Source organism: Azospirillum sp. A29 (assembly GCF_042604625.1).
Lineage (GTDB): Bacteria > Pseudomonadota > Alphaproteobacteria > Azospirillales > Azospirillaceae > Azospirillum > Azospirillum palustre.
In genome coordinates, this window is the sequence record NZ_CP170467.1 from 1,013,903 (window position 1) to 1,036,872 (window position 22,970).

Consider the following 22,970-nt stretch of genomic DNA (forward strand, 5'->3'; position numbering starts at 1 on the left):
CCCCTCACCAGACCGACCAGGCCGCCAGCAGCAGCGGGGCCGCCGCCGCCAGCAGGCCGGCCCAGGCCCGCAGCGCACTGCGCGCCGCGAAGACCCAGACCACCGCCGCCGCATAGATCGCGAAGCTCGCCAGCATGCCGGTGAGCACGGCCTGCGGCTTGCTCATCGGCAATGCCAGCGCCGCCACGCTGCCGAGCGCCGCCGGCGCATAGCCGCCGAACAGCGCCGCGACGATGCGCGAGGCGAGCGGGGCGGCGCGGCGGACAGGGCCGATCAGCGACATCATTGGTGCGGCGCTGCCGCCGGGCCGGCGGGAAGCGGCGCCAGCCCGTCGCCATGGACGTAGGTGACCGTGGTGGCGTAGCTCACGGCGTCATAGCGTTCCGGACCCTTGGCGCCCGGACGCTCGCCGGGGCTGCGGTCGGTAAAGCTGGCCTCGGCGACGTAGGTGCCCTTCCATGGCAGGTCGAAGCCGACAACGCCCTGCTCGTCGGTGTAGGCCTCCTTGGCCCAGCCGGACTGCGTTACCAGCGACACCTTGGTCTTCGCCTTGGGCTGCCCCTTGAAGAACAGCTTGAAGCGGCCCGGCTCGCCGGCGGGAACCAGATCCAGGGGCAGCTTCGGCTGCTGCTCCTTGAAGCCGGTGATCAGGCGCGCCGACGGGTGGTACCAGTTGGCGGTCTCCTTCCCGTTGTCCTTGCCCGGATAGAGGGGATAGAGCGGGTCGTCGGCGACGATGGCCTCGCCGTCGCTGGCCTTGAAGGGCAGGGCGAAGCCGGTGGCGGTCTTGGCCGCCTCCGCCGTCCGTTCGCCCTTGGCCGAGACCAGGGTGGCGGCCGGCTTGACGAACTTGTCGAGCAGGCCGGGCGACGCCTCGCGCAGATTGTCGCCGAACTCGCCGAAGCGGATCACCGCATTCTGGCCGTCGGCCTGTTCGATCCAGATCTGGTGGGCGTCGGCGGGTGCCGCGAGGCCCAGCAGGGCGACGATGGCGATGGACAGTCTGGTCATGATCACTCCGGCTGGATCGGGGGTGGGGATCAGAAATCGGCGGAGGCGGACAGCAGCACCGTGCGCGGCGCGCCGACGGTCACGTAGGTGCCGGTGGTCAGCCAGTAGTTCTTGTCGAACAGGTTCTCGACATTGGCGCGGAAGGTGACCGGTGTGCCGACGACCGTGGTGGCATAGCGCGCGCCGATATCGAGGCGGGTCCAGCCGTCGAAGCGCAGGGTGTTGGCGTCGGTCAGGTAGGAGCCGGAGGTGTAGATCACCCGCCCGTTGAGGGCGAGGCCCTGGACCCACGGGGTTTCCCAGTCCAGCCCGGCCGACAGCGTCTTGTCCGGTATACCCGCGGCGTCGTTGCCCTGCACCGCGGCGACGGCGGTGCGCGACAGCTTCGGATCCATGAAGGAGGCGCTGGCCATGCCGCGCAGGCCGGGCAGAATCTCGCCATAGACCGACAGCTCCAGGCCGCGGTTGCGCTGCTCGCCGTCATAGGCCAGCTCGTTGGCCGCGGTGCGGATCGAGTTCGGCCTGGTCAGCTGGAAGACCGCCGCCGTGGTGGTGATCGATCCCCAGTCGACCTTGACACCGGCCTCGTACTGCTTCGACTTGAAGGGGGCCAGAACCGCGCCGGTGTTGGCGTAGCCGGCGCCGACCACGGTGCCGCGCGTCAGCCCCTCGGCATAGTTGGCGTAGAGGGAGACGTTGGACAGCGGCTTGACGACGAAGCCGGCCAGCGGCGAGGTCGCGCTGGCATCGTAGGTGCCGGTCTGGGCGCCGGTGGCGGTGTTGAAGCTGTCGACATGGACCTTCTGGCGGCGGGCGCCCAGCGTCAGCATCACCCGGTCGTCCAGCACCGACAGTGTGTCGGCGACCGCGACGCTGGTCAGCGTGGTTTCCGCCGACTTGCGCGCCGAGGTGCGGGCGGCGGTGACGGCCGGCAGCGGCACCGGGTTGTAGATGTGCGACAGGGCGGAGCCGGCCGACTGGATGTAGGCGTTCCCCTCGTCGCGCTTGAAGCCGGTGTAGCCGACATTCAGCAGATGATGGACCGGGCCGGTCGCGAAGCGCCAGCGTGCACCTGCGGTGCCGCTGACCGTGCGGGAATAGGAATCGTAATAGGCGTTGCGGACCGTGAAGTTGCCGAGCGCGTTCACCGCGGTGGTCGAGCTGGGGAAGGTCTGGTCGTTCTCGCCCTTGCGGTAGCCGATGCCGGCATAGGCGGTCAGGCTGTCCGTCAGGTCGACCTCGATGTTGGAGGCGACGGTGACGTCCTTCTGCACCAGAACCGTGCCGGGATACCAGTTGCTGCGCGCGTCGGGCGGGGAGGGGATGGCGGTGGTGGCGGGCAGGATGCTGATCTGTGGCCGGAAATTGTCGGTGTCGTCGCGCTGGCTGATGGCGTCCATCGACCAGCGCAGCCGCTCGCCGCGGTAATCGACCGCCAGCGCTCCCAGGCCGGAGCGGAGGTTGCCGCCGTCGACCGACGCCTCGCCGTTGCGCATCAGCCCGTTGAAGCGGACGCCCCATTCCTTGGTCTCGCCGAACCGTCGGCCGACATCCAGATGCACGCCGAGATTGGCGTCGCTCATGTAGGTGGTGGTGACGCGGGTCAGCGGGTCGTCCCCGGCGCGTTTGCCGAGGATGTTGATCCCGCCGCCGATGCTGCCGCCGGGAGAAATGCCGTTGACCAGCGCGCCGGGACCCTTCAGCAGCTCGATCCGCTCGACGATCTGCGCCGGCACGCGGTTGGACGACACCAGGCCGTACATGCCGTTGAAGCCGACATCGCCGGACCCGACGGCATAGCCGCGGATCTGGAAGGTGTCGTCGAAGCCGTTGCTGCCGGTGGTCAGCCGGACGGAGGCGTCGTTGATCAGCGTGTCCGCCGCGGTGCGCGCCTGCTGGTTCTCGATCAGGTCGGAGGTGTAGTTGACCGTGCTGAAGGGCGTGTCCATGACGTCGCCGCTGCCGAGCAGGCCGACCGTCCCGCCGCGCGCGACCTGCCCCCCGGCATAAGGCTGCGCCAGCCCGCCGGTCATCAGTCCGGCGTTGGCCGTCACCTGGAGGGCCGGCAGGGTCGTGCTGTCCGAGGGCGAGGCCGGGGGAGAAGCCGGGGCCGCGGCGCTCTGTGCGACGACGGCGTAACCCGACGCCGTGCGCGCGATCCCATGGCCGCTGCCGGCCAGCAGGCGGCGCAGGCCGTCCTCCACCGTGGTGGTGCCCTTCAGGCCGGGCGAGGTCCTGCCCCGGACCATCGCCGGATCCGCCTGGACCGTCACGCCCGCCTGCGCGGCGAAGCGGCTCAGCGCCTCGCCCAGCGGACCGGCGGGAATGTCGGCGTTGACGGTGGCCGCCGCCGTCTGGGCTTGGGCCGCAGGGGCCGGGAAAGCACCACCCGCCAGAACCGCGGCGGCGAGCCCGGCCGCGACGGCCGCCGGACGCAGGCTGGACCTGCGGATGTCAGGCGCGGCCGAGCGCTCGCCACACGCAATGGTCGTGCGACGGGCGTCCGCCGTGCCGCGAACTAGTTTCATAGTAACGGTTCCCCTGACTGACGATGGTTGCAGCACGAGCTCGGCGACCGGCACGGTCCCCCCAAGCCAGTCGAACGTGTGACTCATATAAGAGAATGCGTATCACTCGCATCGATAATGCGAATCGTTCGCACTATAATCATCGAATCTTGGCCGGTGCAACAGGTGTTTGGCTTCATTGGATTTTTAGGGGATACCGGAACGGGCTATCGCAATGCGCGCACCATCCTGCCGCCACAGGTGGCAGGCACAGGCGCCCCGCACCGCCCATCGCGGCTTTACAGCGCCGGCCCAATGTTCTTATCTCCGCAGCATGGATCGTCGCAGGCTCCAGTTCTTTGTCGCGCTCTGCGAGGAGCTGCATTTCCACCGTGCCGCCGCGCGGTGCCACATCACGCAGCCTGCCCTCAGCCAGCAGTTGCGGCAGCTGGAGGACGAGCTTCAGGTCCAACTGGTCCACCGCAACAAGCGGCGGGTTTCCCTGACCAGGGCCGGCGAGTCCTTCCTGGGCGAGGCCCGGAAGATCCTGAACCAGATGGATCGGGCGGCGCAGCTCGCGCGCCAGACCGACCGCGGCGAGATCGGGCAATTGTCGGTCGGCATGACCGCACCGGCGCTCTACATCGTCTTTCCCGAGATCATGCACCGGTTCCGCACGGCCTTGCCCAATTTCGGCGTGAACGTGCATGTCATGACGACGTCCGAGCAGGAGGAGGCCCTAAGGGCGGGGGCCATCGATGTCGGCATCTTCCATCCCCCGCTCGACGACCAGTCGCTGTCGTCGCACCTCATCGCGCGCATCCGCTTCAATGTCGTGCTGTCGGACCGCAACCCGCTGGCGGAGCGGCCCCGCCTGCGGCTTGAGGAGCTGTCCAGGCAGCGCTTCATCATCTTCCCGCGCGTGATCGGTCCACGCCTGTACGACGAGATCATCAGCCTGTGCCAGCAGGCGGGGTTCAGTCCGGAGCTGATCCTCGAAGCCTCCCCGGCCCAATCGATCATCGCGCTGGCCGCCGCCGATTTCGGCATCGGCCTCATCGCCTCCGATCTTCAGCAGTTCGCGCGGCCGGGTGTCGTCTACCGCCCGCTGGACGGGCCGGCCCCCTATCTGACGCTCGGGGTCGCCTACCAGAGCGACGACACATCCCCGGCGATCCAGACATTCCTCGACGTCGCCGCGACCGTCGGCGAACTGGTCTCCTGAGCGGATTTTCTCCGCCACGGGGATCGGTGGCGTGGGGCAGTAAAAACTTTTCCTTATCAATCGATCATTTTTAAAAGTTGGACCTACTCAGTTCGTTGGCCCTATCGTTTGCGTAACGGAGGATCAAGCCAATGAAAGTCTTCATGATTGGGGAAGCCGCCAATCACAAGGACAAGCTCGGCGCTTTCCTGACGACACCCTGCGAGATCATTCCCCTTCCCCGTGAGGCCGCCCACTCGCCCGATTTCGATTCGGCGATCACCACGGACGACGTGGTCGTGTCTTTGCGCTTCTCCCGAAACGATAGGGCTGTGCCGGATTTTCGACTTTTGCATGTGCCGGGGGCCGGGCTGGATGGCATCGACATGGCCTCCCTGCCATCCGGGGCCAGCCTGTGCAACGTCTTCGAACATGAAATTCCCATCTCTGAGTTCGTCATGGCGGCGATGCTGAACTGGGAAATCCGTCCCGACGCCCTGCGCGGTTCCTTCGCCACCGACACTTGGTCCGACGTTTATCGGGCGCGCGTGCCGCACGGAGAGATCCACGGCATGACCCTGGGGCTGATCGGTTTCGGCCGCATAGGGCGGACGATTGCCCGGCGGGCGGCGGCCTTCGGCATGCGCATCCTCGCCGTGGACCAGTTCGCTGCCGACCCCGACGGTCTGGCCGAGGCGATCCTGCCGCCGGACCGCCTGCCGGAAATGCTGGCGCAGTCCGATTTCGTGGTGATCGCCTGTCCGCTGACCGACGGGACGCGCGGGTTGATCGGCGCGGACGAACTTGCCGCCATGAAGCCGACGGGCGTGCTGATCAACGTATCGCGTGCGCCCATCGCCGACGAGGAGGCGCTGTACGGCGCTTTGCAACGCCGGACCATCGGCGGTGCGGTGCTCGACGTCTGGTACGGCTATCCGGCCGGGGCGGACGACCGGGTGGCGCCCGCGCGCTTCCGCTTCGAGGATCTGCCGAACGCGGTCTGCACCCCGCATTCCTCGGCCTGGACCACCCGGCTGCCCGAACGCCGCTATGCCTTCATCGCCCGGAACATCGACCGGCTGATTGCCGGCGAACCGCTGCTGAACCTTGTGCGGGCGCCTGCTCAGGCAGCGCGGCCCGTCCACCAGAACACGAGCTTCCCATGATCCGAGACACCGAGGACCTCGCCCGCCGCAGCGCCGGCGTGCCGATCAAGATCACTGGCGTGAAGACCTTCGTCGTCAATGCCGAGATGCGCAACTGGATCTTCGTGAAGGTATTGACCGACCAGCCCGGCCTGTATGGTTGGGGCGAGGCCAGCCTGAACTGGAAGACGCGGGCCGTCACCGGCGCCGTCGAGGATCTGGAGCCGACCGTGCTCGGCCGCGACCCGCGCGACATCGAGCAGTGCGTCCGCGCGATGAACAAGTTCAGCTATTACAAGCTGGGCATGGTCGGCGTCACCGCGATCAGCGGCATCGAGCACGCGCTGTGGGACATCTTCGGCAAGAGCGTCGGCCTGCCGGTGTGGCGCCTGCTGGGCGGCAAGGTCCGCGACCGCGTCCGCGTCTACACCCATCTCGGCCTCGGTGAGATGAAGTCGGTGTACGAGACCTTCGACGTCGGTTCGCTGAAGGAGCGCGCCGCCGCGGTGACCGAGAAGGGCTACGACGCGCTGAAGGTGGTGTTCATTCCCTACGGCGCCCACAGCGCCCCGGTCCCGGCCCAGCGCCATGTCGGCAAGATGATGCAGGCGCTGCGCGACACGGTGGGCGACGGCGTCGACATCATGATCGACTTCCACGGCCGCCCCGGCTCCATCGCCGCCGCCATGGGCTATATCCGCGAACTGGAGCCCTATCGGCCGATGTTCTGCGAGGAGCCGGTCCAGCCCGGCGACACCGAGGCGCTGCGCCGCATCGCCGAACAGGCCGACTGTCCCATCGCGTCGGGCGAGCGGCTGGTCGGTTTGAGGGAGTTCATGCCGGTCTTCGCCCAGAAGGCGGTGCACATCGCCCAGCCCGATCTGAACCACACCGGCGGCCTGCTGGAAGGGAAGAGGATCGCCGCACTGGCGGAGGCGGAGCTGATCGGCATTGCGCCCCACAATCCCAACGGCCCGCTGGCCGGCGTCGCCGCCCTGCATTTCGACATCTCAACCCCGAACTTCGTCATCCAGGAGGAGATGAGCGGTGCGGTGCCCTGGTACGACGACGTCGTGCAGACACCGATCCGCCGCACCGGCAGCCACTGGGAGGTGCCGGACGTTCCCGGCTTCGGCATCGAGGTGAACGAGGCGGAAGCGGCCAAGCATCCCTTCAAGCCGGAGGTGATGCACACGACCTCCGCCGTGCTCGACGACGGCACCATCGTCGATTGGTAAGCCGCAACCGGTAAGGCGCTGCTTCCCTGCTTCATCGGACGGGTTTCATCGGACGGATTTCCATCATGAGAGAATTCAGCACCCCAGGCGACGTGTTCAACGCGCTGCCGTCGCGGGTCGTCTTCGGGGCGGGCGCGGTCGACCGCATCGACGGGGAGGTGGAGCGGCTGGGGGCCAAACGCGCGCTCGTCGTCTCCACGCCCGGCCGCAGCGCCATGGGCGGGCGTGTCGCCGACCGCCTCGGCAGCCGCTGCATCGGCATCCTGCCGGAAGCGATTTCCCAGGTGCCCATCGAACTGGCGATCCGGGGCCGGGCCAAGGCGCGCGAGATGGGCGCCGACTGTCTGGTCAGCGTCGGCGGCGGCGCCTCCATCGGTCTGGGCAAGGCCATCGCGCTGGAACTCGGGCTGCCGATCATCGCCGTGCCGACCACCTATTCCGGCTCCGAGATGACCGGCTTCTGCGGGATCACCATCGACGGCGTCAAACGGATGCACCAAAGCCTGCGCATGCTGGCCGGCACCGTCGTCTACGATCCCTCGCTGACGCTCGGTCTGCCGGTGGACGTCAGCATGGCCAGCGCCATGAACGCGCTCGCCCATTGCGTCGATGCCATCTACACCCCCACCATCAGCCCGGTGATCGTGCCGGCGGCGATGGAGGGCGCGCGGGCGATCATGGACGCGCTGCCACGGGTGGCCGCCCGTCCGGACGATGGGGATGCGCGTGCCGACCTGCTCTACGGCGCCCATCTCGCCGGTGCGGCGCTGGCTGGCGGCTTCGCCCTGCAACATGGCGTCGCCCATGTGCTGGGCGGCACCTACGGCGTGTCGCACGGGTTGTCCCATGCGCTGGTGCTGCCCTATGTCGCGGCCTACAATGCGCCCTTCGCCCCCCAGGCGATGGACCGGCTGGCCGCCGCCATGGGGGTGGCGGACGTCGGCGCCGCCATCTTCGACGTGATGGAAACGGTCGGCCTGCCGACGCGCCTGACGGAGGTCGGCTTCTCCGCCGACCAAATCGCGGAGGCCGCCCGCATCACCGTCGAGACCGACAACCGCTACAACCCCGGACCGGTGACCGAGGAGGCCGTGCGCGGCATCCTCGCCGCGGCGGTGGAGGGGCGCCGCCCGGGTCCGCATCCGGGCCGATAGAGGCCGAACCGGACGAGAAAACGCAAAAAGGGAGGGAACCACCATGACGATCAAGCCCACCATGACGATCAAGCGCAGACAGTTTCTGGCCGCCACCGCGGCGGGCGCCCTGGCCGTCCCCTTGGCCGCCCCCTTCATCTCGAAGGCGCATGCCGCGGAATTCGCCTGGAAGTTCGGTCACGGCTTCCCCGCCAGCCACCCGCTGCACGTCCGCGCCGTCGAGGCCGCCGAGCGCATCCGCAAGGAGACCAACGGCAAGGTCGACATCGCCGTCTTCCCCAACAGCCAGCTCGGCGGCGACAGCGACCTGCTGGCGCAGGTCCGTTCCGGCGGCATCGAGTTCTTCAGCACCGGCGGCCTGATCCTGTCCACCCTGGTCCCGGTGGCCTCGATCAACGGCATGGGGTTCGCGTTCAAGGATTACGACGCGGTCTGGAAGGCGATGGACGGCCAGCTCGGCGGCGTGATCCGCAAGGGCTTCGACAAGGCCGGTCTCCACGCCTTCGAGCGCATCTGGGACAACGGTTTCCGCCAGATCACCACCGCCACAAAGCCGATCACCGGGCCGGCCGATCTGGCCGCCTTCAAGATCCGCGTCCCGGTCAGCCCGGTCTATGTGTCGCTGTTCAAGGGGCTGGGCGCATCGCCGACCAGCATCAACCTGGGCGAGGTCTATGCCGCCCTTCAGACCGGCGTGGTCGACGGGCAGGAGAATCCGCTGGTGGTCGCCGACACCGCCAAATTCTACGAGGTGCAGAAATTCTGCTCGATCACCAACCATGTCTGGGACGGGTCCTGGATCGTCACCAATGGCCGGTCCTGGCGCGGGCTGCCCGAGGATCTGCGCCAGATCGTCAGCCGCAACCTGAATGACGGCGCGCAGCAGCAGCGCCAGGACATCGCCGGCCTCAACGAGGCGCTGCAAAACTCGCTTTCGCAGAAGGGGCTGACCTTCAACAAGGTCGATCCGGCACCCTTCCGGGAGGTTCTGCGCAAGTCCGGCTTCTACGGCGAATGGAAGGCCAAATACGGCGAGGAGGCCTGGAACGCCCTGGAAAGCTCGGTGGGGGCCCTGACATGACGACGGTGGTGGATCACAAATCCACCGCCGGTCCATCCGACGGCGCCAGCCCGTGGCTGGCGCAGGTCGACCGGCTTCTGGGCTGGCTGTCCGAATTGCCGGTGGCGCTTCTGGTGGCGGCGGAGGTGGTGATCCTCTTCACCGGCATCGTTGCCCGCTACGTGCTGCACGCGCCGATCACCTGGTCGGACGAGCTGGCGTCGATCCTGTTCCTGTGGCTGGCGATGTTGGGGGCCGTCGTCGCCTTCCGCCGCGGCGAGCATATGCGGATGACCGCCTTCGTCAGCTGGGCATCGCCCCGCGCGCGGGCCTTCCTCGACGTCTTCGCGGTGGCGGCGGCACTCTGCTTCCTGCTGCTGGTCATCCTGCCGGCCGGCGAATTCGCCTGGGAGGAGCTGGAGATCACCACCCCGGCTTTGCAGATCTCGAACATGTGGCGCGCGGCGGCCCTGCCGACCGGCCTCGGGCTGATGATCGCGACGGCCCTGGTCCGGCTGGCACGGGTGGGCGATGTCCGGCTGGTGGCGGGCGCCCTGGTGGCGGTGGCGGCCATCGCCGCACTGTTCACGGTTCTCCAGCCGGTGCTGGCCGATCTCGGCAAGATCAACCTGCTGGTCTTCTTCGTGGTCGTGGTGGCCGGGTCGGTGTTCGCCGGCGTGCCCATCGCCTTCGCCTTCGGGCTGTCGAGCTTCGGCTATCTCGCCTTGACCACGAAGGTGCCGCTGCTGGTCGTCGTCGGCCGGATGGACGAGGGCATGTCGCACCTGATCCTGCTGTCGGTGCCGCTGTTCGTCTTTCTCGGTCTCCTGATCGAGATGACCGGCATGGCCCGCGCCATGGTGGCGGTGCTGGCCAACCTGCTCGGCCATGTGCGTGGCGGCCTGTCCTATGTGCTGATCGGTGCCATGTATCTGGTCTCCGGCATTTCCGGTTCGAAGGCCGCCGACATGGCGGCGGTCGCCCCTGTGCTGTTCCCGGAGATGAAGAACCGCGGCGCCAAGCCGGGCGATCTGGTGGCGCTGCTGGCCGCGACCGGCGCACAGACCGAGACCATTCCGCCCAGCATCGTCCTGATCACCATCGGGTCGGTCACCGGCGTCTCCATCGCCGCGCTCTTCACCGGCGGCCTGCTGCCCGGCCTGCTGCTGGCGGTGATGCTGTGTCTGGTCGTGCGGCACCGCTACCGCAACGAAGACCTGTCGGGCGTGCGCCGGCCGACCGGCGGCGAATTGGGCAAAAGCCTGGTGGTGGCGCTGCCGGCGCTCGCCCTGCCTTTCGTGATCCGCACCGCGGTGATCGAGGGCGTCGCCACCGCGACCGAGGTGTCGACCATCGGCATCGTCTATGCCGTTGCCGTCGGGCTGCTGGTCTATCGCCGTTTCGACTGGCGGCGGGTGGTCCCCATGCTGGTCGAGACCGCGGCCCTGTCGGGAGCGATCCTGTTCATCATCGGCACCGCGACGGGGATGGCGTGGTGCCTGACGCGCTCTGGCTTCTCGACCGATCTGGCCCATTTCATGGCCAGCCTGCCGGGAGGCTCCTTCACCTTCCTGGCGGTGTCCATCGTCGCCTTCATCGTCCTGGGCAGCGTGCTGGAAGGCATTCCGGCCATCGTGCTGTTCGGCCCGCTGCTGTTCCCCATCGCCCGCGAGATGGGCGTGCATGAGGTGCAGTATGCGATGGTGGTGATCCTCGCCATGGGGCTGGGCCTGTTCGCCCCGCCATTCGGCGTCGGCTTCTATGTCGCCTCGGCCATCGGACGTGTCAACCCGGACGAGGGCATGCGCCCGATCATGGGCTATCTGGCGGCGCTGCTGGCCGGACTGGCGCTGGTCGCGGCCTTTCCCTGGATCTCGACCGGCTTCCTGTAATCCGTATCGTCTGGTTTTCGGCGCGTTGCCCAAGCCGGCCCCGGTTCATTCCGGGGCCGGCTTCGTCTTTTCCCGGCCGGTCAGCGCTGCGAGACCGAGCCGGCCGCCGCCACCACCAGCGGGGCGAAGCGCTCCTCCATCTCCTCCGGCGTGAAGCGTGCACGCGACACGGCGATGTTCAGAGCGCCCACCGGTACGCCGCCCGATCCGGTGATGGCCGCCGCGACCGACAGGTCGCCGTGATAGAATTCCTCGAAGGCGGTGGCATAGCCGCTCACCGCCGATTTCGCGATCTTGGCCAGCAGTTCGTCGCGCTTCCAGGTGGTGGTGGGCGTATAGGGCTTCAAATCCATCCGGTCGACCAGCGCCGCCGCCTCCGCCGCCGGCAGGCGCGACAGGATGGCGATCCCCGGCGCGGTGCAATAGGCCGGCATCCGCGTGCCGACGATGACGTCGGTGTTCAGCACATGCCGGCTCATGAAACGCGACACGAAGACGATCTCCGTCCCGTCCATCATGGTCAGGTTGATCGTCTCTTCCGTCGTCTTGCTCAGATGCATCAGATAGGGCATCGCGCGCTGCAGCATCGCATTGCTGTGCAGATAGTGATGCGCGATGTCCAGGCTGCGGACGGTCAGCTCGAACCGCTTGGTGACCGGATCCTTCCGCAGATAGCCCAGCTTCTCCAGCGTGTAGGTGAAGCGCTGCGCCGCGCTCTTGTCCATGCCGACGGCGGCGGCGACCTGGGTCAGGCTCATGGACGGCCGCGAGGAATCGAAGGCGTGCAGCACGCGGAACGCCTTGTCCACCGACATCACCATCAGCGGATCGCCGGCCCGGCTTTCGGAACCGGGGTTTTCGGCGGTGCTGGCATCGATGTCCGTGCCGGCGGGAACGCCCGTCCTGGGCGCTGAAGAGGCGGATCGGCGCGGTGCCATGTCGGTCGGTCCTGACTGTGCGCGGTGAGAGATACCGTTGACAGCGTACCGAAAGCAAGCCAAGCTAATCAATACAAAGTATTGTATTTCAATACACCGCCTCGCGATCACCCTTCGATCCCTCATTCCCGCGGGGGCTCCCGGCTGCCGGCAACAATTCGCCGGGCCGGACCGGCTTCCCGCATCGACAGGAGCGCATCAGTGACCGACTTCATCCTCACCGAGACCCGCGGCCCGGTCGGCATCATCACGCTGAACCGTCCCAATGTGCTGAATGCCTGGAACAAGGCGATGCGCGACGATCTGGTCGTCGCCTTCGACCGTATGGAGGCAGACGAGTCCATCCGGGCGATCATCCTGACCGGTGCCGGCGACCGCGCCTTCGGTGCGGGCCAGGATCTCAACGAAACCAAGAGCTTCGACGCCGACCGCGCCGAGGAATGGGTGGCGGAGTGGGAACGGCTCTACAACCGCATGCGCAGCCTGTCGAAGGCGCTGGTGGTGGCGCTGAACGGCGTCGCCGCCGGTTCCGCTTTCCAGGTGGCGCTGCTAGGCGACCTCCGCGTCGGCCATCCCGGCGTGCGCATGGGCCAGCCGGAGATCAATTCCGGCATCGCCAGCACCACCGGCCCCTGGATCATGAAGGAAATGATCGGGCTGGCCCGGACCATGGACCTGACGCTGACCGGCCGTCTGATGGACGCGGAGGAATGCCACGCCATCGGCCTGATCAACCGCATCGTTCCGCAGGACCGCGTGATGGCCGAGGCGCTCGAGCTGGCCGGCGAACTGGCCGCCAAGCCGCCGGTCGCCATGCGCCTCGACAAGCAGCGCTTCCGCGAGATGACCGAGGCCGGGTTCCGCGACTGTCTGGCCGCCGGCGTGCGCATCCAGCGGGAAGCCTACGCGTCGGGCGAGCCGGCCCGCATGATGGAGGAATTCCTGGCCAAGCGCGCCGCGCGCAAGACGGCCGCCTGACCAGCCGTTCCGGCACGTCTTTTAAAAACGGGACGGTTCGCCGCCGTCCCACCCACCCGACAGCTCCTCCATCAACCGGACGATTGCCAAGATCCGGCCAGCGAACAGGGATTACGACAATGGGAAAGAACGACGGTTTCTCCATCGACCGCCGCGGCCTGCTCTCCACCGCGCTGAAGGGGGCCGCGGGCACCGCCGTTGCGGCGGCCCTTCCGCCGGTCCTGGCAGCCGGGATGAGCGGCCCGGCGATGGCGCAGGCTTCGCAGATCACCGTGGCCGATCCGGGCGGCCCCTACAGCCCGGCCTTCCGCAAGGCGTTCTACGACCCGTTCGAGAAAGCCACCGGCATCAAGGTCGTCAATGTCGCCCGCGAGGCCGAACCGACCGCCCAGTTCAAGGCAATCGTCGAAACCAAATCCTACAGCTGGGACGTCTGCACGCTGACGCTGTCGGCGCGCGACATCCTGACCCGCCAGAACCTGCTGGAACCGCTGGATTTCGTCGCTGCCGACGCGCCGGGCCTGATGCCCGATGCGCTGACCGGCCAGTGGATGGGGACGGACGTCTATTCCACCATCCTCGGCTACCGGACCGACAAGTTCCCGTCCAACCCGCCGCAGAGCTGGGCCGATTTCTGGAATGTCGAGAAATTCCCCGGCCGCCGGTCGCTGCGCAAGAACCCCATCGACACGCTGGAGCAGGCGCTGCTGGCCGACGGCGTGCCGCTGGACAAGCTCTACCCGCTCGACGTCGACCGAGCCTACAAGAGCCTGGACCGCATCCGCCCGCACATCGCTGCCTGGTGGACCGGCGGCGCCCAGTCCACCCAGCTGATCCAGAGCGGCGAGGTCGACATGATCGCCCTGTGGAACGCCCGCGCCCAGGCCGCCATCGACGGCGGCGCGCCGGTGAAGATCTCGTGGAACCAGGGCCTCTATTCCATCGAGGGGTGGGGCATCCCGCGCGGCAACCCGCGCGCCGACGCCGCGCGCAAGTTCATCAAGTTCTGCGCCGATCCGCAGCGCCAGGCCATCTTCACCGAGGTGCTGGCCTACGGTCCGACCAACCTCAAGGCCTATGACGACATCCCGAAGGAGCGGGCGCAGGCCCTGCCCACCTTCCCGGAGAATCTCAAGACCATGACCATCGCCCGCGAGGATTGGTGGGGCGCCAACCGCTCCAAGATGAGCGAACGCTTCAACGCCTGGATCCTCGGCTGACGACCATCACAGGAGACCCGCCGCCATGCTCCCCTCTCACGGAACGGCCCCTCCCGCCTGCAAGCTTCTGGTCGATGGCCTCACCAAGAGCTACGGGTCCGTCGTCGCCCTCCAGCCCACCCGGCTGGAGGTCCCGGCGGGCGAATTCCTGACCCTGCTGGGCCCCTCCGGTTCGGGCAAGACCACGCTGTTGCAGATGATCTGCGGGCTGGTGGAGCCGAACGGCGGGCGCATCCTGATCGATGGCCGTGACGAAACCCGCACGCCCGTCCACAAGCGCGACATCGGACTGGTCTTCCAGCATTACGCCCTGTTCCCCCACCTGACGGTGGCGGAGAACATCGGCTTTCCCCTGCGCATGCGCGGGATTCCGGGCGCCGATGTCGACCGCCGGGTCCGCGACGCGCTGGAGATGGTCCATCTCGGCCATCTCGGCGACCGCTTCCCCAAGGAGCTGTCGGGCGGCCAGCAGCAGCGGGTGGCGCTGGCCCGCTGCTTCGTCTACCAGCCCTCCGTCATCCTGATGGACGAGCCGCTGGGGGCGCTCGACAAGAAGCTGCGCGAGCACATGCAGTACGAGATCAAGCGGCTGCACCGCGAGACCGGCGCCACCATCATCTACGTCACCCATGACCAGGAGGAAGCCCTGGCCATGTCCGACCGCATCTGCCTGATGAACCACGCGCGCATCGAGCAGATCGGCACCCCACACGACATCTACGCCCGGCCGAAGACCGCCTTCGCCGCCGACTTCATCGGCGTGTCGAACATCTTCCGCGGCCGGCTCCAGCGCGACGAGGGCGGGGCGCCGATCCTGGTGACCGGCGGCGGACGGTTCCGCCTGTCGCCTGCCACCGCTGCCGCAGCGGGCGCTGCAGCCGGCCAGGGCGAGGCGTCGCTGATCGTCCGGCCCGAACAGCTCGACCTCGACGGCGAGGGCGACAACGAGGTGTCGGGCCAGGTGGTCGACACCGTCTTTGCCGGCTCCGAGACCCGCGTGCTGGTGGCGCTGGGCGACCAGTCCACCGTCACGGTCCGGCTGCGGCGCGGCATGTCGCCGCCGCCGCTGGGCAACCGCGTCGCCGTGCGCTGGCGCAGCGACGCCGGAGTGCTGGTGTCATGAGCGCCGTCCTCCTGCACGGCACCGACGAGGGCGGTCTGAGGCAGCGCCTGCGCTTCGGACCGCTCTGGCTGGCGGCGCCCGGCATCGCCTTCCTCGCCGTCTTCTTCCTCTATCCGGTCCTGCGGCTGCTCGGCCTCAGCGTTCAGGATGCCGACACCGGCGGCTGGACGGGGGAGCATTACGCCCGCATCGTCGACACCGGCGTCTATTTCCGCGTGCTGATGGGCACCTTCCGCATCGCCGGACTGACGGCGCTGTTCTCGCTGCTGCTGGGCTATCCGCTGGCCTATTGGCTGGCGCAGCTGCCGGAGCGCAGGCGCGGGGTGATGATCCTGGCGGTGATGGTGCCGTTCTGGACCAGCTATCTGGTGAAGACCTTCGCCTGGATGGTGATCCTGGGCCGCACCGGCGTCATCGGCAGCATCCTGGCGGCCGGTGGGCTGCCGCAGCCGGAGATGCTGCACAACGAGTTCGGCGTGATGATCGGCATGGTGCACGCCATGCTGCCACTGGCCGTGCTCACCATGCTGCCGGTGATGACCGGCATCGACCGCCGGCTGGTGCAGGCGGCGGAAACGCTGGGGGCGGCGCCGGGCCACGCCTTCTGGCTCGTCTATTTCCAGCTGTCGCTGCCGGGCATCGCCGCGGCGGGGCTGCTGACCTTCATCTCCTCGCTGGGCTTCTTCATCGTTCCCGCTTTGCTGGGCGGGCCGCAGCAGACCATGCTGGCGCAGCTGATCATCGCCCAGATTCAAGAGATGCTGAACTGGGCCTTCGCCGGTGCGCTGGCCACCTTCATGCTGGCGGCGGCTCTGGTCACCTGCTGGGTCTACGACCGCATCTTCGGCCTGTCGACTTTGTCCGGCGAGGGATCCCGGCGCAAAAAGGGCGGCGGCTCCATGCGCAAAGCCGGGCAGGGCATCCTGGCGGGGCTGGCGACGCTGACCGCAGCCGCCGCGCGCGTCACCGCGCCCGTGCTGGGCGAGCGCGGCCGCGACCGGCTGCCGGCGGTCTATTCGACCCTGGTGCTGGTCTTCCTGGTGGCGCCGGCCATCGTGGTGGTGCCCATCGCCTTCACCAGTTCGCCCTTCCTCGATTTCCCGCCGCCGGGCTACAGCCTGAAATGGTTCGAGGTCTATTTCGGGTCGGACCTGTGGCTGGGCGCCACGCTGCGCTCCTTCGGCGTCGCCTTCGCCACCGCCATCCTGGCGACCCTGATCGCCGGGCTGGCGGCCCTGGCGCTGGCCCGCTCGACCTCGCGCTGGCGCGGCGCCATCTTCGCCCTGTTCCTGGCGCCGATGATCGTTCCGCGCATCGTCATCGCGGTCGGCCTGTTCTATCTGTTCGCCCAGATCGGGCTGGTCGCCACCGACCTCGGCCTCGTCATCGGCCATACGGTGCTGGCGCTGCCCTTCGCCTTCGTCGCCATCGCCGCGGTGGTCAAGGGGCATGACTGGCGGCTGGACCAGGCGGCGGCGACGCTCGGCGCCAACCGGGTGCAGACGCTGATGCGGGTCACGGTTCCGCTGATCCGCGGCGGTCTGGTCGCCGCCTTCCTGTTCGCCTTCATCACTTCCTTCGACGAGCTGACGGTGGCCATCTTCGTCAGCGGCGGGGTCAAGACCACGCTGCCCAAGCAGATGTGGGACGACATGATCCTGCAGCTGAACCCGACCCTGGCCGCGGTGTCGGTCGTCGTCTTCCTCATCGTCATGGCGCTTCTGCTGATCGCCGAACGGCTGCGCCGGTCCGGCCGCTGAGCGGCAGACCTAAGCGGCAGACCGCGCCACCGTCCGTTCACCCCGAGATTTCCCGACCCGAGATCCCCGACCATGTCCGATTTCTCCACCGGGTTCGCCGGCCTGCTGACCCAGGCCGCGCGGACCGACGGCGAGCGTCTGTTCGCCCGCTACAACGGCGCCCCGCTGACCGCCGGCACCCTCGACCGCCAGTCCGACAGCATGGCGGCGGAGCTGCGGCGGATGGGTCTGGTCCCCGGCGACCGCGTGGCGCTGATGCTGCGCAACAGCCCAGCCGTTCTGTCCACCCTGTTCGGCATCGCCAAGGCCGGGCTGGTGTGGATCCCGATCAACGCCCAGCAGCGCGGCGACGGGCTGCGCTACATCCTGGAGCATTCCGATCCGGCGGCGGTGCTGGCCGACGCCGACCTCGTGGCGACCATCGCGGAGTGCGGCGCCGACCTGTCGGGCAAGCTGCTAATCGTGGCCGGTGCCGACGGCGCCTCGTCCATGCCGCGGCTGGAGCCGATGCTGGACAGCGGCGCCCTGTTCGAGGGAACGCTTCCCGGGCCCGACGACCTCTTCGCCATCATGTACACGTCGGGGACCACCGGCCGGCCGAAGGGCGCGCTGGTCACCCACCGCATGATGCGTCTGGCGGGCGAAGCGGTGGCCCGCGTTTCGGCGGTCCGCGACGGCGACGTGCTGTTCGTCTGGGAACCGCTCTATCACATCGGCGGTGCGCAGATGATCGTGCTGCCGCTGATCGCCAAGGTGTCGCTGGCGATGGTCGACCGCTTCAGCGCCAGCCGCTTCTGGGATCAGGTCCGCGACTATGGCGCCACCCACATCCATTATCTCGGCGGCATCCTGCAAATCCTGCTGAAGCAGCCGGCGGACCCGCGCGACCGCGACCATCCCGTGCGCATCGCCTGGGGCGGCGGCTGCCCCAAGGAGACCTGGACGCCGTTCCAGCAGCGGTTCGGCGTCGAGATCCGCGAATGCTACGGCATGACCGAGGCGTCGAGCATCACCACCTGCAACGACGAGGGCGTTGTCGGCGCGGTGGGGCGGCCGATGCCCTGGTTCACCGTTGAGCTGCTGGACGAGGCCGGCAAGCCGGTCGCCCGCGGCGAGCGCGGCGAGATTGTGGTGCGCACCGACACGTCCGGCGCCCTGTTCGCCGGCTATTTCCGCAATCCGGAGGCGACGGCGAAGGCGCTCCGCAACGGCGCGCTGCACACCGGGGATCTGGGGTCGCTGCTGCCGGACGGCACGCTGCTGTTCCACGGCCGGATGACCGACAGCATGCGCTGCAAGGGCGAGAACGTCTCCGCCTGGGAGATCGAGCACATCGCCGCCACCCATCCCGCCATCGAGGACTGCGCCGTCATCGGCGTGCAGGCGGACATCGGCGAGCAGGACATCAAGCTGTTCGTGAAGCCCAGGCTGGGCGCTACCGTGGACATCCCGGCCCTGTCCGACTGGCTCGGCCGCCAACTGGCGCCCTACCAGAACCCGCGATACATCGCCCTGGTGGAGGGGTTCGAGCGCACGCCCAGCCAGCGCATCATGAAGCACCGCCTGTCGCCCGCGGTGAACGACAGCTGGGACCGGCAGGCGGTGCGCTGAGGCCGCCCCTGCCAATAACGGACAAAGCCGGCTGTAAGACACCGCCGGCTTTGCCGTTCGCCAGGAATGGATCGCCTTGGTGCGAGGCCCTCGCCCTCACCGGGTCAGGCGCGGCTCCGGCAGGCCCTGGACGCCGGCGTCGAACATCAGGACCCGGCCGCCGTGGGGATCCTCGGCCAGATCGGCCGGACCGCGGCTGAGCGAGGTGACCAGCATCGTGCGCAAGCCCTCCCCGCCGAAGGCGCACATGGTCGGCTTGCGCATCGGCACCTCGATCCGGCGGTCGAGATCGCCGCGCGGGGTGAAGCGCTTGATGCAGCCTTCGTCCAGGCAGCAGATCCAATAGCAGCCGTCGGTGTCGACCGCCGCGCCGTCCGGCCGGCCGACCATCGCCCGCATGTCGATGAATGGGCGCCGGTTGCCGGCGGTGCCGGTCTCCGGATCGTAGTCCCAGGCCCAGACCATCCGCACGTCGCGGTGGGTGTCGGACGCGTAGAGCGTGCGGCCGTCCGGGCTGAAGGCGGAGCCGTTGGGGATGACGAAGCCGGTCAGCCCGGTCTCCACCAGCCCCTCGGCGCGGGTGTAGCGGTACCACGCGCCGGACGGGTCGCCCTTGGCGATGTCCATCACCATGGCAGACACCCACAGCCGCCCCTGCCGGTCGCAACGCCCGTCGTTGAAGCGCATGCCCTCCGTCGGGAACGGGCTGTCGGCGAGGCGGCCGAGCACCGCTTCGCCGCCCGCCTCGGGCAGCTCCGCATCGAAGAGGCCGGTCTGGCAGGCGACGACCGCACCGCCGTCCGGCCGCAGCACGAGGCTGCCGACCGGTTCCGGCAGCGTCCAGTCGCGCCGCACGCCGCTGGACGGATCCAGCCGGTGGATGCGGCGGCCCGGAATGTCGATCCAGGTCCAGCTGCGGCGCTCGGCGTCCCAGACGGGATTCTCGCCGGTGCCGTTGCGCAGGTCCGGTTCGATGACGGCGTCGAGGCCGATGGCGGTGACGGTCGGGCTCATACCGCCTGCCTTTCGTCGTTGCTGGTCTTCAGATACTTCAGCAACGGCAGCAGCAGGGTGATGGCGGCGATCAGCAGCAGGACCAGCGTGATCGGGCGGGTATAGAGGAAGTCCAGGCTGCCGCCCGACAGCGACAGGGCGCGGCGGAAGCTCGATTCGGCCATCGGGCCCATGATCAGCGCCAGCACGACCGGCGAGGCCGGATAGTCCCAACGCTGCTTGAAGAAGCCGACCACGCCGGTCGCCAGCATGATGCCGACGTCGAACATGCTGTTGTTGATGGCGTAGGCGCCGACGACGCAGAGCGTCAGGATCAGCGGCGTCAGGATGGCGCGCGGCATCTCCAGCACCTTGCCCATCAGGCGCAGCGAGGACAGGCCGACGACCAGCAGCGCCGCGTAGCAGAACAGCATGCCGGCGAACAGGGTGAACACCAGACCGGCATGGTCCTTGAACAGCAGCGGACCGGGTTGCAGGCCCTGCATGGTCAAGGCACCCAGCATCACCGCGGTCACCGCATCGCCGGGAATGCCCAGCGTCATCATCGGCAGCAGGTCGCCGCCGGTGCAGGCGTTCGCGCCGGACTCGGCGGCGGCGACCCCCTTCAGCTCGCCCTTGCCGAAATTCCCCGGATTCCTGGAGAAGCGCTTGGCCTCGTTGTAGGCGACGAAGGAGGCGATGTCGGCGCCGGCGCCGGGGATGATGCCGACGATGATGCCGAGGCCCGAGGAGCGCAGGATCGTGAAGATCAGGCCCTTGAAGACGGTCCAGGGCGGAATGATCCGGCCGATATGGACCTTCACTTCGGCGCGGGCGGCGGGCTGGCCCAGCGACTTGAAGGCTTCCGAAGCGGCGAACAGACCGATCATCACCGGGATGAAGGGGACGTTCAGCAGTTCGTTGAAGCCGCCGGTGAAGCGCGGGAAGCCGCCCATCGGGTCGAGACCGACGGTGGAGAGCAGCAGACCGAGGAAGCCGGCGATCAGCCCCTTGACCAGCGATTCGCCCGACACGCTGGTGATGATCGACAGGCCGAAGATGGCGAGCGCGAAGGTCTCGGCAGCAGAGAATTCCAGCGCGATGCCGGCCAGCAGCGGGGCGAGGAAGATCAGCATGAAGACGCTGAAGGTGCCGCCGATGCAGGACGAGATGGTGGCTGTGCCGAGCGCGATGCCGGCCTGTCCCTTCTGGCTCAGCGCGTAGCCGTCCATCGCCGTGGCGGCGGCGGCCGGCGTGCCGGGAATCTTGAGCAGGATCGCGGTGATGGAGCCGCCGTAGATGCCGCCGAAGAAGACGCCGGAGAGCATCAGGATGGCGGGGGCCGGGGCCATGCCGAAGGTGAAGGGCAGCAGGATGGCGACGCCCATGGTGGCTGTCAGGCCGGGCAGCACGCCGATGACGATGCCGAGCACGACGCCCATGAAGGCGAGCAGCAGGGTCGCGGGATCCGCCGCCAAGCTGGCGAATCCTTTGAGGAGCATGTCGATTTCATACATCTTCCAAACTCCTCGCCTACAGCTCGGCGGCTTCGAACAGGCTTCCGACGGGCAGCGGGATTTGCAGGCCGTACAGGAAGATCAGGTAGAGGAAGGCGGTGATGCCGACGGCGAGCAGCGGGACGCGGATCCAGCTGCGCTGGCCCATCAGCCGCATCATGCCGATGAGGAACACCACCGTCGTCGGGATGTAGCCAACCAGCGAGATCAGGTAGATGTAGGCGGCCGTGGCCACCACCCCGATGGCCACCGGGGCGAAGCGGAAGCCGGTCGCGGGTTGGGCCCGCTCGGCGGCGGTGCGCTCCCGGTTGCGCCGCGACGGCAGCAGGCGGCCGATCACCAGGATGGCGCTCAGCACGACCAGGATGCCGGCATAGATCAGCGGGAAGCGGGCCGGCCCGACGTCGCTGTCCAGGCCGGTGGTCGGAAAGTCGCGCGACACGAAGATCGCCGCGATGGCGACCACGGCGACGATGATGCCGGCGGCGATGTCCGCGGAACGCGGCGCGCCCGGTCCCGGGGCTCCCTCGGGGGAATGACTCATTCGAGATCTCCTGGGACGGGGCGCGGCGATGATGCCGGCCGTGCCCCGCCTTTCCGTCTTGCTGCTTACTTGGCCATGCCGAGCTTGGTCATCAGGTCCTTGAAGAAGGCGTTGTCCTTCTGCATGACTTGGCCGAACTCGGGACCGTCGGCGTAGGCCAGGGTCAGGTTCATCTTGGCCAGCGTCTCTTTGAAGGACGCCTCCTCGACGGTCGCCTTGGAGGCCTTGCGCAGCGTTTCGACGACGGCCTGCGGGGTCTTCTTCGGAACGACGATGCCGCGCCAGGTGTAGACCGACAGGTCGACGCCCTTTTCCTTGACGGTCGGGACATCCGGGAAGGCCGGAGAGCGTTCGTCTGCCATCACCGCCAGGATGCGCAGCTTGCCGGCGGCGACATGGTTCACCACCTCGGCCGGGCTGACGCTGACCGCCTCGATGTGGTTGCCGAGCAGTGCCGTGACCGCCGGGTTGGCGCCGTCATAGGGGATGTGGTTGAAGGTGATGCCGGTCTTCTCCTGCAACGCGGCGGCGGCGAGGTGCCAGATGGCACCGGTGCCGGAGTTGCCAATGCGGACCTTGCCGGGGTTCGCCTTGGCGTTGGCGATGAAGTCCTCGTAGGTCTTGAAGGGCGAGTCGGCGTTCACCGTGATGGCGCTCGGCTCGGCGTTCAGGCGGGCGATCGGGGTGAAGTCGTCGGCCGTGAAGCGGGCGATGCCCATGTGCGGCAGCATGGTGATCTCTACCGTGCCCATGCCGATCTTGTAGCCGTCGGCGCGCGCGGCCATGATCTCGGTCAGGCCGACCGCACCGGCGCCGCCGGTCTTGTTGACGACGCCCATCGACTGCGGCAGGTGCTTCTTCGCGGCGTCGGCATAGGCGCGGGCGACCAGATCGGTGCCGCCGCCGGCCGCGTACGGCACGGTCAGCTCGATCGGCTTGGTCGGGTAGTCGGCGGCCTGCGCGCCGGCAATCAGGCTGGCCGTGGCCAGGACGCCGACGACGGCGCCGGTCAGGAGGCGATAGCCCTTCATAAACGTTCTCCCTCGAATTTTGCTTGGTGGAGTGCGGACAGGAA

19 protein-coding genes are annotated in these 22,970 nt (G+C 68.2%); 11 read left to right on the forward strand and 8 right to left on the reverse strand.

Annotation, left to right across the window (positions count from 1 at the left end; genetic code table 11):
• Positions 1-4: 4 nt before the first annotated feature.
• Genes ABNQ38_RS32730 through ABNQ38_RS32740 form a run of 3 tightly spaced genes read right to left on the reverse strand, consistent with a single transcriptional unit; the run spans position 5 to position 3,539 of the window.
• Positions 5-286 carry a DUF3649 domain-containing protein gene (locus tag ABNQ38_RS32730; protein ID WP_377810447.1) on the reverse strand — a complete coding sequence of 94 codons (282 nt, stop codon included), beginning with the start codon at positions 284-286 and terminating at the stop codon, positions 5-7.
• On the reverse strand, positions 283-1,011 hold the full coding sequence (locus ABNQ38_RS32735) for a cobalt ABC transporter substrate-binding protein (RefSeq protein WP_377810448.1): 729 nt from the start codon (positions 1,009-1,011) through the stop codon (positions 283-285). The genes ABNQ38_RS32730 and ABNQ38_RS32735 overlap by 4 nt, the downstream gene beginning before the upstream one ends.
• Before the next feature lie 29 nt (positions 1,012-1,040).
• Complete coding sequence (locus ABNQ38_RS32740) at positions 1,041-3,539, reverse strand: TonB-dependent siderophore receptor (RefSeq protein ID WP_377810449.1); 2,499 nt, start codon at positions 3,537-3,539, stop codon at positions 1,041-1,043.
• Between the two features lie 313 nt (positions 3,540-3,852).
• Between ABNQ38_RS32740 and ABNQ38_RS32745 the strand changes: the two genes are divergently transcribed.
• From ABNQ38_RS32745 to ABNQ38_RS32770, 6 genes are all read left to right on the forward strand, one after another.
• Positions 3,853-4,743 carry a LysR family transcriptional regulator gene (locus tag ABNQ38_RS32745; protein WP_377810450.1) on the forward strand — a complete coding sequence of 297 codons (891 nt, stop codon included), beginning with the start codon at positions 3,853-3,855 and terminating at the stop codon, positions 4,741-4,743.
• Between the two features lie 143 nt (positions 4,744-4,886).
• Positions 4,887-5,888 carry a 2-hydroxyacid dehydrogenase gene (locus ABNQ38_RS32750; protein ID WP_377810451.1) on the forward strand — a complete coding sequence of 334 codons (1,002 nt, stop codon included), beginning with the start codon at positions 4,887-4,889 and terminating at the stop codon, positions 5,886-5,888.
• Positions 5,885-7,105 (forward strand): enolase C-terminal domain-like protein, encoded by a 1,221-nt coding sequence (locus tag ABNQ38_RS32755; RefSeq protein WP_222529853.1) that lies wholly within the window; start codon positions 5,885-5,887, stop codon positions 7,103-7,105. The genes ABNQ38_RS32750 and ABNQ38_RS32755 overlap by 4 nt, the downstream gene beginning before the upstream one ends.
• Positions 7,106-7,170: 65 nt before the next feature.
• On the forward strand, positions 7,171-8,259 hold the full coding sequence (locus ABNQ38_RS32760) for a maleylacetate reductase (RefSeq protein ID WP_377810452.1): 1,089 nt from the start codon (positions 7,171-7,173) through the stop codon (positions 8,257-8,259).
• 43 nt (positions 8,260-8,302) lie between these two features.
• Complete coding sequence (locus ABNQ38_RS32765; RefSeq protein ID WP_244592502.1) at positions 8,303-9,340, forward strand: TRAP transporter substrate-binding protein; 1,038 nt, start codon at positions 8,303-8,305, stop codon at positions 9,338-9,340.
• On the forward strand, positions 9,337-11,211 hold the full coding sequence (locus tag ABNQ38_RS32770; protein ID WP_377810453.1) for a TRAP transporter large permease subunit: 1,875 nt from the start codon (positions 9,337-9,339) through the stop codon (positions 11,209-11,211). The genes ABNQ38_RS32765 and ABNQ38_RS32770 overlap by 4 nt, the downstream gene beginning before the upstream one ends.
• Positions 11,212-11,291: 80 nt before the next feature.
• Here the strand turns inward: ABNQ38_RS32770 and ABNQ38_RS32775 are convergent, their stop codons facing one another.
• Positions 11,292-12,149, reverse strand: coding sequence for an IclR family transcriptional regulator (locus ABNQ38_RS32775; RefSeq protein WP_377810454.1), 858 nt, complete (start codon positions 12,147-12,149; stop codon positions 11,292-11,294).
• A gap of 201 nt (positions 12,150-12,350) precedes the next feature.
• Here ABNQ38_RS32775 and ABNQ38_RS32780 point away from each other — a divergent pair, with 201 nt between their 5' ends.
• The 5 genes from ABNQ38_RS32780 to ABNQ38_RS32800 all read left to right on the forward strand — a co-directional run bounded on the left by ABNQ38_RS32780 (position 12,351) and on the right by ABNQ38_RS32800 (position 18,841).
• Positions 12,351-13,127, forward strand: coding sequence for an enoyl-CoA hydratase/isomerase family protein (locus ABNQ38_RS32780; RefSeq protein WP_377810455.1), 777 nt, complete (start codon positions 12,351-12,353; stop codon positions 13,125-13,127).
• Positions 13,128-13,246: 119 nt separating this feature from the next.
• Entirely contained in the window at positions 13,247-14,347 is a 1,101-nt protein-coding gene (locus ABNQ38_RS32785) for an ABC transporter substrate-binding protein (RefSeq protein WP_377810456.1), read from the forward strand.
• Between the two features lie 25 nt (positions 14,348-14,372).
• Positions 14,373-15,470: an ABC transporter ATP-binding protein gene (locus ABNQ38_RS32790; RefSeq protein WP_377810457.1), complete on the forward strand. Its 1,098-nt coding sequence runs from the start codon at positions 14,373-14,375 to the stop codon at positions 15,468-15,470.
• On the forward strand, positions 15,467-17,230 hold the full coding sequence (locus ABNQ38_RS32795) for an ABC transporter permease subunit (protein WP_377810458.1): 1,764 nt from the start codon (positions 15,467-15,469) through the stop codon (positions 17,228-17,230). Before ABNQ38_RS32790 ends, ABNQ38_RS32795 begins: the two co-directional genes overlap by 4 nt.
• Positions 17,231-17,302: 72 nt before the next feature.
• Positions 17,303-18,841: an AMP-binding protein gene (locus ABNQ38_RS32800; protein ID WP_377810459.1), complete on the forward strand. Its 1,539-nt coding sequence runs from the start codon at positions 17,303-17,305 to the stop codon at positions 18,839-18,841.
• A gap of 96 nt (positions 18,842-18,937) precedes the next feature.
• Here the strand turns inward: ABNQ38_RS32800 and ABNQ38_RS32805 are convergent, their stop codons facing one another.
• From ABNQ38_RS32805 to ABNQ38_RS32820, 4 genes are all read right to left on the reverse strand, one after another.
• A complete protein-coding gene (locus ABNQ38_RS32805; protein ID WP_377810460.1) occupies positions 18,938-19,855 on the reverse strand; it encodes an SMP-30/gluconolactonase/LRE family protein in 918 nt (305 codons plus the stop codon).
• The gene (locus ABNQ38_RS32810; RefSeq protein WP_377810461.1) at positions 19,852-21,351 is read right to left on the reverse strand and encodes a tripartite tricarboxylate transporter permease; all 1,500 of its coding nucleotides are present in this window, start codon (positions 21,349-21,351) and stop codon (positions 19,852-19,854) included. Before ABNQ38_RS32810 ends, ABNQ38_RS32805 begins: the two co-directional genes overlap by 4 nt.
• A gap of 16 nt (positions 21,352-21,367) precedes the next feature.
• Positions 21,368-21,895: a tripartite tricarboxylate transporter TctB family protein gene (locus ABNQ38_RS32815; RefSeq protein ID WP_377810462.1), complete on the reverse strand. Its 528-nt coding sequence runs from the start codon at positions 21,893-21,895 to the stop codon at positions 21,368-21,370.
• 65 nt (positions 21,896-21,960) lie between these two features.
• Positions 21,961-22,926 carry a Bug family tripartite tricarboxylate transporter substrate binding protein gene (locus ABNQ38_RS32820; protein ID WP_377810463.1) on the reverse strand — a complete coding sequence of 322 codons (966 nt, stop codon included), beginning with the start codon at positions 22,924-22,926 and terminating at the stop codon, positions 21,961-21,963.
• Positions 22,927-22,970 lie beyond the last annotated feature (44 nt).